At 31.6% G+C, this 10,022-nt stretch carries 9 protein-coding genes; 6 read left to right on the top strand and 3 right to left on the bottom strand.

Features of this window, described 5'->3' with window-relative positions; all coding sequences use genetic code 11:
• Window positions 1-83: 83 nt before the first annotated feature.
• The 3 genes from WBQ70_RS13645 to WBQ70_RS13635 all read left to right on the top strand — a co-directional run bounded on the left by WBQ70_RS13645 (window position 84) and on the right by WBQ70_RS13635 (window position 2,366).
• A complete protein-coding gene (locus tag WBQ70_RS13645; protein WP_423915164.1) occupies window positions 84-293 on the top strand; it encodes a hypothetical protein in 210 nt (69 codons plus the stop codon).
• A 53-nt stretch (window positions 294-346) separates the two neighbouring features.
• A complete protein-coding gene (ruvX, locus tag WBQ70_RS13640) occupies window positions 347-763 on the top strand; it encodes a Holliday junction resolvase RuvX (RefSeq protein ID WP_423915162.1) in 417 nt (138 codons plus the stop codon).
• Between the two features lie 109 nt (window positions 764-872).
• The gene (locus WBQ70_RS13635) at window positions 873-2,366 is read left to right on the top strand and encodes a malate:quinone oxidoreductase (RefSeq protein ID WP_423915161.1); all 1,494 of its coding nucleotides are present in this window, start codon (window positions 873-875) and stop codon (window positions 2,364-2,366) included.
• A gap of 519 nt (window positions 2,367-2,885) precedes the next feature.
• Here WBQ70_RS13635 and WBQ70_RS13630 read toward each other — a convergent pair.
• Entirely contained in the window at window positions 2,886-5,135 is a 2,250-nt protein-coding gene (locus WBQ70_RS13630) for an FUSC family membrane protein (RefSeq protein WP_423915159.1), read from the bottom strand.
• A gap of 201 nt (window positions 5,136-5,336) precedes the next feature.
• Here WBQ70_RS13630 and def point away from each other — a divergent pair, with 201 nt between their 5' ends.
• The 3 genes from def to mazG all read left to right on the top strand — a co-directional run bounded on the left by def (window position 5,337) and on the right by mazG (window position 7,347).
• Entirely contained in the window at window positions 5,337-5,924 is a 588-nt protein-coding gene (gene def, locus WBQ70_RS13625) for a peptide deformylase (protein ID WP_423915157.1), read from the top strand.
• 91 nt (window positions 5,925-6,015) lie between these two features.
• Window positions 6,016-6,492 carry a DUF5606 domain-containing protein gene (locus WBQ70_RS13620; RefSeq protein ID WP_423915155.1) on the top strand — a complete coding sequence of 159 codons (477 nt, stop codon included), beginning with the start codon at window positions 6,016-6,018 and terminating at the stop codon, window positions 6,490-6,492.
• An 81-nt stretch (window positions 6,493-6,573) separates the two neighbouring features.
• On the top strand, window positions 6,574-7,347 hold the full coding sequence (gene mazG, locus WBQ70_RS13615) for a nucleoside triphosphate pyrophosphohydrolase (RefSeq protein WP_423915154.1): 774 nt from the start codon (window positions 6,574-6,576) through the stop codon (window positions 7,345-7,347).
• A 112-nt stretch (window positions 7,348-7,459) separates the two neighbouring features.
• Here mazG and WBQ70_RS13610 read toward each other — a convergent pair whose 3' ends face one another.
• Window positions 7,460-8,806, bottom strand: a complete 1,347-nt coding sequence (locus WBQ70_RS13610; RefSeq protein WP_423915152.1) for a sulfatase-like hydrolase/transferase — start codon at window positions 8,804-8,806, stop codon at window positions 7,460-7,462.
• A 694-nt stretch (window positions 8,807-9,500) separates the two neighbouring features.
• Window positions 9,501-10,022, bottom strand: a 522-nt coding sequence (locus WBQ70_RS13605; protein WP_423915150.1) for a formyltetrahydrofolate deformylase, incomplete at its 5' end; no start/stop codon positions are given.

Below are 10,022 nucleotides of genomic sequence, written 5' to 3'. Positions count from 1 at the left end.
TGCCTAGGGTTTAAACCCTAGGCAATTGAAAAAAAACAACCTATCCCCAAATGTTTTATCTTTGTATAATCAAACTCAAGATTATGGAGACCATCAGATTAGAGTTTCAGCCCAAAATAAAAGCCAAAATAGTACAAGTATTGAGTTCGTTTTCTTTGGATGAGTTGAAAATCGTTCAAGAAGATCCTGCATTCGAAAAAACTAAAAAGATGCTTCAGACTAATTTTGATAACAAGAATATGAGAGACTATATCTTTAAAAGGGTATATTGTTGTCTACAAAATAGCTATTAAAAATAAAGTTGTGACTACTGTTGCAGTTTTAAAACATAAAGACTCCCTATAAAATGCCAAGAATCCTCTCCATAGACTACGGTCAAAAACGTACTGGAATTGCAGTTACTGATGAATTTCAAATCATTGCTTCGGGATTGACAACCATTCCTAGTGCTACAGCTATTGATTTTTTGAAAGATTATTTTTCCAAAGAAAAAGTCGAATTAGTACTTATTGGCGAACCCAAACAAATGAACGGCGAACCTTCTCAAAGCGCTTCGATAATCAAGGGATTTGTGACTCATTTTAGCAATCATTTCCCAGATATGAAAGTGCTCAGAATGGATGAACGCTTTACTTCTAAAATGGCATTCCAAACCATGATTGATAGTGGATTAAATAAAAAACAACGGCAGAACAAAGCCTTGATTGACGAAATTTCGGCAACTATTATGCTTCAGGATTATTTATCCCAAAAAAGATTCTGAAATTGTTTGTTAAATCAATTAAAAGCAGTGATAAATGTAACGATTTAGTCCATAATTAGTCTTTTAATTATGATAATATAAAGTATCTTTGCATTTTTAAAATTTTATTATGTCTGATACAACCATACGTTCAAGTAGTGATGTAGTTCTTATTGGAGCTGGAATCATGAGTGCCACTCTTGGCTTAATTCTAAAAGAATTACAACCAGATTTAACTATTGAAATTTACGAAAGATTAGATCAAGCAGCAGCTGAAAGTTCGGATGCATGGAATAATGCAGGAACAGGTCATTCTGCTTTTTGTGAATTAAATTATACTCCTGAAGGGAAAAACGGAAGTATTGACCCTAAAAAAGCCATTAGTATTGCAGAATCTTTTGAAGTTTCTCGTCAGTTTTGGGCTTATTTAGTACAACAAGAAAAAGTATCTTCTCCTGAAAATTTCATCAAAAGAATTCCTCATATCAGTTTTGTTTGGGGAGATAAAAACGTAAGTTATCTTAAAAAGAGATACGAAGCATTACAAGCAAATCCTCTTTTTAAAGACATGCTTTATACAACTGATTTTTCTCAATTGAAAGAATGGATGCCGCTAGTAATGGAAGGTAGAAATGAATCTGAGAAAGTAGCAGGAACTTCTATGGCTATTGGTACTGATGTGAATTTTGGACAGTTAACTAGAGATATGTTTGCTTATTTGTCTAAAATGGATGGTGTAAATATGTATTTTAACCATGAAGTTCGAAAATTAAAACAAAGAGATGATAAATCTTGGAGGATAAAAATAAAAAATTTAACGGATGGTTCGACAAGAAAAGCATATACTAAATTTGTATTTATTGGTGCAGGTGGCGGTTCATTACCGTTATTAGAAAAAGCAGATATTCCTGAAGGAAAAGGTTTTGGTGGTTTCCCAGTAAGTGGACAATGGCTAAAATGTACTAATCCTGAAGTTATTGCGCAACATGAATCAAAAGTATATGGTAAAGCGAGTGTAGGCGCACCACCAATGTCAGTTCCTCATATTGATTCCAGAATGATTAATGGTGAGAAACAATTGTTGTTTGGCCCATTTGCTGGTTTTTCCACTCGTTTCTTGAAAAATGGTAAATACTCAGATTTACCAAAATCGATTCAATTAGATAATATTGTACCAATGGTTATTGCAGGTTATAAAAATATCCCTTTAACAAAGTATTTAATTGAACAAGTAAGACAATCTCCAGCTGACAGAATCAAAGCTTTGAGAGAATATGTTCCGGGAGCAAAATCTAAAGATTGGGTTATTGAACGTGCTGGACAAAGAGTTCAAGTAATCAAGAAGGATGAAAAAGAAGGTGGGAAATTAGAATTTGGAACAGAAGTAATTACTTCAGGTGATGGAACATTATCTGTTTTATTAGGAGCTTCTCCTGGTGCTTCTACAGCTGTTTCTATTATGATTGATGTAATAGGAAGATGCTATAAAGACCAAATTACATCACCCCAATGGCAGGATAAATTAAAGAAAATGATCCCTTCTTATGGTAAGGAATTGAATAAAAACCCAGAGTTACTAGAAAAAATCAGAAAAGAAACTACTGAAGTTTTAAAACTTAAATAGTTAGTTTTTAGATAAAATTTAAAAGGGATGTTGAAATATTTTTGACATCCCTTTTTTTATTTGATTATTATTATATGATTATGTGATTTTCTTTAGTAAGTGTCTTTAAAAGCAGATACAGGATATTTATAAGTCTTGTATTTTTTGTCCATGGCCACAGCTCCTATAAACTCGGCTGCTATCAGTGTTGTGGTTCTTCTTTATTTCGACAGTATTAAATTTGCAATTGTGACATCATTGGTGTTGTTCTATTAACAAGCGCCAACATGAGTAAGTTTGTATTTAAATATCATTTGTTTGTCCAATTAATTGTGCTAATATTGAATTTGTCTGATAAACTGGGTTGAAAAGGCTACGTTTATTTTTGGATCAGGGGTAGCGATTACAGGTTGGTATTGACCAAAAAGACTCATTATTTATAAGAATACAAATGAAAATTGTAGGTTAAATGCTTTATCGATTTTGGATTAAAATATTCTCAAAAAATATTTGAATCAGTTATGAATCTAGGATGCTGATTTATTCTGTTTTTGATTTCTGAAATTGTAAAGAACTGGCTGTTAGTTCCTTGGTTGTCTTTACGATAGTGTCTGATAAATTATTGAGCCAAATAAGCTGTTCGATAACAAGTTGCACCTCTTGCATTTTTAGTAAAAAAGACATTTCATTTAAGTCATATTCTTCCTTTAACTCTGTGGATTGTAGGTTTTTTAAATCGGTAAAATTTTTATCATCAATACTTAAATCGGATATACTCTCATTAATTTCGGGTGATTTTTCTTTCAAGAGCGAGATAGCAAAGTCTAATTTCTTTATAATTTGGTTAATCGCATTATTAAAGGAATCGGATGCTTTGGTTGTTTTGTGAGATTGGGTATAAGTTCCTAAAGATGCTGCTGATGATAGCAAAGCGTGATTCAAAACCGTGAGTTTGTAAAAAAGAGCGAGGTTGTTTTGTTTTGATTTTGGTTCTTGCAGCATCCTTTGAAAGGAAGCCATTAAGTTTCCCACTTCAATAAAAGATTGATTTCTGGCTAATCTGTACGAAGATGATACACCTCCTTTATTATTGTATAAAGCAGATATTTCTTTAAGATAATTTCTATTTGCTTCAATTGATTTTTCGAGATATTCAGGAACGTTTAAGAATTCCCAATAAGGCCAAAGGAAGTGATTAGCTAAAATTGCTAGAATAGCGCCTACAATCGTATCTAAAATTCGGTACTGAATAAGATTGTCTATCTGCGGATTCAAAATTGCAAAGATAAAAATGACATGAATCGTGATAAAGGTTGTTCCTATTTTATAATTAGATGGATTAAAGGAAAAACCTAAAATCATCGCCAAAATACAGATAATTCCTGTAATAGTAATATTGGGAATAATAGATAATAAAGAAAATGCAATTAGACCTCCTAATAATGTTCCAATGAAACGATGATACGTACGTTCTTTTGTTAATCCATATCCAGGTCGCATGATTACTACAATGGTAAGTAAAATCCAATATACATTTTGAAAAGGGAGCACTTTTCCAATCATATAACCAATGAGGATCGTAACCGTTATACGGAGAGAATGCCTAAAGATGGTTGATGAAAAGCGGAAATTTTCTATTAAACTATTAATAGGGTAATAATGATGTTGTATTAATTTTTCTAAGTCTTTATCTCTTCCATCTAAATCTTTTAGTAGAACAATTTTGGTAAAGGCTCTTTCCAGTATTTTTATTTTTTCTACTTGTTTTTCAGCATAATGAAGCATAGTGGTGAGCATCAAAACACCTTCAATAGATTCGGGTTTGCCTAAGTCTTTTTTATATTGTTGTATCGCATTTTCAAATTGATGTAGAATTTCAATCAGATTGTTTTTTGACTTATAGGGTGTTTTGTTTAAAATGCTTGCGGATAAATGTTTTAAACTTTTGGCAAGGTTATAGGCCAAATTTTGATACGTAATTAAAACAATAGGATGGTTGTCGAATTTTTGATGTAATTTATTGTGGTCGAAAGAAGTAGAAATTGCTAATTCCATGATTTCGACTAAGGATATAAAAGACAGTAGCATCTTTCTATTTTGATTTGATGAACCATAATTAGTTCTGTTTCGAACTAATATTTCTCTAATGTTTTCGTGAATGGTATTGAGTTCGACTTGTAGATGAAGTTGTTTTTCGGTGATGTCTTTTCTATTGGAATTAAACTCCCATAAATCACCTCTTAATTTTAAATAATTAGAGGTTAATGACATACATTCTGTGATTTGCAATTCTACATAACGATTAGGACGGATATAGTAAAAGATGACTGAAATAAAAAGATAAAATAACCCACCTCCTAGCAACAATCCAGCATGTTTAAATATGGGATCATATCCATAATTTAAATGAGAAAAGGTTAAAGAAATAGAGAGCAATCCAGAAAAAGCAACCATCGTAGCACGCTGGTCATATACCGCTAACATTGATAATAGAAAGAGGAGAATGGTAAAAACAGGATAAAAAATAAAAGGAAATGGATAGGATAAATTGATGATTAAATTGACTCCTGAAATAATTAAACTAGTCACAACTAATCCATTTATCTTATGTTTAAGAATACTTGGAACATCACTGGGGAAAACAAAAAAAGCACCTAAAGCAATGGTAACTCCAGTACCAATACTGCCTAAATAAGAGAAAATCATAACAGGAATGACACCTGCTACCGCTATCTTTAGGGCATTTGTGAAATCAGTACTGTCTTTGAATTTCTGTATTTTAGAAATCATAATATAGGGAATAATTACAAAAGTATGAATTGTTAAATGGATATGTGATAAAACGGAAAGAGAAATTGATAAAAGGTTAAAATTTATCAATTATATGGTTGAGAATAGTCCTTGTCTATTTTTTTACTATTTTTGCCATCCATGTAATAATAAGGTTGATTTGATTTCTTAAAGCATGGAAGAAAAATTAAATAAAGAACAATGATTTTACCAATTATAGGATACGGTGATCCAGTATTGAGAAAAGTAGGAGCGGAAATTACACCTGAACATCCTAACCTGAAAGAAACAATTGCTAATATGTATGAAACGATGTATAATGCATCAGGAGTAGGTTTAGCAGCGCCACAAGTAGGGTTAGCATTGCGATTGTTTGTAATGGATACTACACCTTTTAGCGATGATGAAGATCTTGATGCTGCTGAGCAACAAAAAATGAAAGGATTCAAAAGAACTTTTATCAATGCTAAAATGATAAAAGAAGATGGAGAGGAATGGGTTTTCAACGAAGGTTGTTTAAGTATTCCTGATGTTCGTGAAGATGTTTATAGAAATGAAAGAATCACAATTGAATACTGCGAAGAAGATTTTGTCGTGAAAACTGAAGTTTTTGATGGTTTGATCGCAAGAGTTATTCAACATGAATACGATCATATTGAAGGGATTTTGTTTACCGATAAAATATCTTCTCTTAAGAAGCGTTTGATTCAAAAAAAGCTTAAAAATATCTTAGAAGGAAAAACTTTTCAAGATTATAGAATGAAGTTTTTTGGAAAAAAAGGGAGATAGAATTTCTAACAATCCTAAATTAGTCAAATAGAATCTAATTTTATTTGATTATTGAAAACACTGAAATATTAAAAAAGTAAAAAATATAAAAATGAATTTAGAAAAAATATTATCTATTTCTGGAAAACCAGGATTATATGTATTGAGAGTACAAACCCGCACAGGTTTTGTGGCAGAATCATTATCTGACGGAAAAAAAATAACAGTAAGCTTAAAAAGTAATGTAAGTTTGTTATCTGAGATTTCAATTTATACCTATGAAGGAGAGCAGCCTCTAGCTGAAATAATGACTAGTATCGCTGCAAAACATGAAAATGGTCCAGCAATTTCTCATAAGGAAGATAATACTACTTTATTAGCTTATTTTAAAGAAATTTTGCCAACTTACGACGAGGATAGAGTATATGCTTCTGATGTAAAGAAAATTTTAAATTGGTATAATACCTTGCAAGCAAAAGGAATGGTAGCTCAAGAAGCTACTAAAACCGAAGAAGCTACAGAAGTCGTAGCGGAAACAGAAGCTCCTGTTGCCGAAGCTCCAAAAAAAGCTAAAAAAGTAAAAGAGTAAATGTTTTTTCATTTAGAAAAAAATCCTGCAATCTTAATTTGAGATTGCAGGATTTCTTATTTTTACAAAAAACCTATTTTGATGAACACACGAGAAACCCAATTAAAAGCATTTGATCGATTGTTAACTATTATGGATGAATTGCGTGAGCAATGTCCTTGGGATAAAAAGCAAACTTTGCAAACTCTAAGGCATCTTACCATTGAGGAAACCTACGAATTAGGAGACGCTATTCTAGATAATAATTTGAACGAAGTTAAAAAGGAATTGGGTGATGTGCTATTGCATATTGTTTTTTATGCCAAAATAGGAAGTGAAACAAAGGATTTTGATATTGCTGATGTGTGTAATGAAATTTGCGATAAATTGATTCACCGTCATCCTCATATTTACAGCGATACGGTGGTGAAAGATGAAGAAGAAGTAAAACAAAATTGGGAAAAACTAAAACTCAAAGAAGGAAAGAAATCCGTTCTGGAAGGAGTGCCAAAAAGTTTACCCGCTTTAGTAAAAGCTAGCCGAATACAAGATAAAGTAAAAGGAGTTGGTTTTGATTGGGAGGAACCACAACAAGTTTGGGAAAAAGTTCAGGAAGAATTAGCCGAATTGCAAGTTGAGGTGACTTCTGGTGATCAGGACAAAATGGAGGCCGAATTTGGCGATGTTTTATTCTCCTTGATTAATTACGCACGCTTTTTGAATATCAATCCTGAAGATGCTTTGGAACGAACCAATAAAAAATTCATCAAACGTTTTCAATATCTAGAAAGTAAAGCTGGTGAATTAGGGAAGCCATTAATGGATATGACCTTAGCAGAAATGGATGTGTTTTGGGAAGAAGCAAAGAAGCTTTAGTTTTTTTTTACAATTAAAAATTAAAAAAAAATATTAAGTAATTAAGAAAAGCTAAGTCTTAATTTTTCTTAATTACTTAATATTGAATTTTAGATTCTTTAGAATTTAATTTTTACAAATTTGTTTTCAATACCCTAAGTTGCACTAGGTTTTCTTGAGCCTCGGTATTAGATGTGCTTGATATTAGATTGTTTTGCTCAAATGGATCAGTACTAAGCTTGAATAAGTATTCTGTTCCGTCTTCTAAGTGAATCAGTTTGTAATTACTATTTCTAATAGTATATCCATCAGTAGTAGGTGAGGACTGACCAAATTGTTCGGTATAAACATAGGTTCTTTTTGTAGCATTTGCATTGGTAAACAACGGATTAATACTGATACCATCCATATAATTTCCGCTACCAGCTCCTGCAATCGCAGCAAAAGTGGGGAATAAATCCTGAGCTTGGACTAAAGCTGTTTCCACCACATTTTTACGAGTGATATTTTTACCACTAATTATTAATGGAGTATTTATTCCTCCTTGAAAAAGAGTGCTTTTCGTTCCATTAGCTGTATATGGTTCTTGAGCAACTTGGCCAGGTGTTCCGTTGTCTCCCATAATAACAAAAACAGTATTTTCTTTTTGCGAAGCTGTTAATGATGAAATTAAACGACCAATTTCTTTATCCATGGCTTCAATGGAAGCTAAATAATACGTGTATTTGTCAGCATTTATAGCCGCTGTATTGTCAGATAAGGATTGATTTGTGATTAAATTCAATGGAGGTCTATGAAAAGGAGTATGGGGCGCATTAAATGCTAACCATAAAAAGAAAGGTTTGCTTTGTTGTTTGATCCAAATTATTGAACTGTCAACTAATTGTGTAGTTGCATAGGTTGTACTATTTTGTTGCACTCCATTACTAGTTTGAGTCCAGTTATAATAATCAGACACTGCACCTGTTAAAAATCCAGAAAAATAATTAATCCCAAAACTTTCAGGAGCGGTCAAATCATTGTTAGCACTTACATGCCATTTTCCAACCAAAGCAGTCGCATATTTATTAGCTGTTTTGTCATTAATGTATTTCTGAATTACAACTTCACTAGATTTTAAAGTAGCTGTAGGTGGTGTTTGTACGCCTCCTACACCAGTTCTGAAATTGTATTTACCCGTTAATAATGAAGCCCTTGTAGGTGTGCACACAGGATTAGTCCAAAAATTAATAAAGGTGATTCCGTCCTTTGCTAATGCATCGATATTTGGTGTCGTGGCTTTAGTACCAGTAATACCAGGATAGTTTCCAAAAACGTCCCAGCCCATATCATCAATTAATATGAAAACGATATTGGAAGAATCAGTTATGGGTTTTTCTATTGCTGTTTTAGAATTATCACTAGAGTTATTAGAACATGAAATAACCGTAAAAATCAAAATAAACAATAGAATAATTAAATGAGGAAATTGTTTTTTCATGATAGTATTTATACGTAGGATAGTTTTTGTTTAGAATGGTTTAAGTCACTTTAAGTAAATGTGCTTTGTTTTTCTGTTTAAAAAATTAAAAGAGTGATTTTTTGGAGATAATAACTCTTTTGTATTTGAAAAATATCTAGATTTTTTAAAAAAACCACTAAATTTTCTAAAAAAAAAATACCGACATTCATAGAATATCGGTATCTATTAACTAACCAAAACTAAATAATAAATAACCAATTTATTACACTACAAAGGTGCTTCATAAAACCAGTTGTCGTTGTTAAAATTTAGTTATTACTTTGTTGGATATAAGTTAACTTTTGTGTGGTGTTATTTATACTTAGATTTTTCTGAGAAAAAAGTATAGGTTTTTATATTGATAAGAATCAGTAACAAATTTTCATTGAGTTATATTATTTTAAAAAAAAAAGCTAATATCCTTAAGAATATTAGCTTTTTTAAACTAACCAAAACCAAATGATGAATAACCAATTCATTACATTACAAAGGTGCTTCGGAAAAGTAAATTTAGTTGTTAAAATTTAGTTATTACTTTGTTGGATATAAGTTAACTTTTTTAACGGGTCAAAACAGTTGCACGTGCAGGATTAATTTTTAATCTGTTGTCTTTATTTCTAATAATAAAAGCCAGTCATAAACTAGCTTTTATCATTAATGTATGAAGAAGTTATTAATAAAATACGACTGTTTTGTTACAGTAGATCATCATTTTTCTTTCAGAATGTAATTTAATCGCTCTCGCTAATACTAATCTTTCTAAATCTTTTCCTTTCATAATAAAATCCTCTACTGAATTGATATGAGATACACGACTGATGTCTTGATCAATAATAGGACCTTCATCTAGTTCTTCGGTGACATAATGACTGGTAGCACCTATGATTTTCACGCCTCTCTTAAAAGCGGAGTGATACGGTTTGGCTCCTGGAAAAGCGGGTAAAAAAGAATGATGAATGTTAATGATTTTATTTTCATACAATTCAATTAGTTTAGGAGTTATAATTTGCATATAACGGGCGAGTACAATGAAGTCAATATTGTATTCTTTTAACAATTCGATTTGTTTTTTCTCCCCTGATTCTTTAATGTCTTTAGTAAAAGGCACATGATGAAAAGGGATATTGAATTGTTCCGCTATTGGTCTTAAATCTTCATGATTGCTTATAATCAAAGGGATTTCTACATTCAATTC

Origin of the sequence: Flavobacterium sp., from assembly GCF_049590715.1 — a bacterium.
GTDB lineage: Bacteria > Bacteroidota > Bacteroidia > Flavobacteriales > Flavobacteriaceae > Flavobacterium.
Note: the sequence above shows the minus strand (reverse complement) of the source record. Positions and strands in the feature narration are given on the sequence as shown.

Excerpts from the sequence above, each read along its gene's own strand:
- WBQ70_RS13645 (WP_423915164.1), top strand. The coding sequence starts at position 84 with ATGGAGACCATCAGATTAGAGTTTCAGCCCAAAATAAAAGCCAAAATA.
- ruvX (WP_423915162.1), top strand. The coding sequence starts at position 347 with ATGCCAAGAATCCTCTCCATAGACTACGGTCAAAAACGTACTGGAATT.
- WBQ70_RS13635 (WP_423915161.1), top strand. The coding sequence starts at position 873 with ATGTCTGATACAACCATACGTTCAAGTAGTGATGTAGTTCTTATTGGA.
- WBQ70_RS13630 (WP_423915159.1), bottom strand. The coding sequence starts at position 5,135 with ATGATTTCTAAAATACAGAAATTCAAAGACAGTACTGATTTCACAAAT.
- def (WP_423915157.1), top strand. The coding sequence starts at position 5,337 with ATGATTTTACCAATTATAGGATACGGTGATCCAGTATTGAGAAAAGTA.
- WBQ70_RS13620 (WP_423915155.1), top strand. The coding sequence starts at position 6,016 with ATGAATTTAGAAAAAATATTATCTATTTCTGGAAAACCAGGATTATAT.
- mazG (WP_423915154.1), top strand. The coding sequence starts at position 6,574 with ATGAACACACGAGAAACCCAATTAAAAGCATTTGATCGATTGTTAACT.
- WBQ70_RS13610 (WP_423915152.1), bottom strand. The coding sequence starts at position 8,806 with ATGAAAAAACAATTTCCTCATTTAATTATTCTATTGTTTATTTTGATT.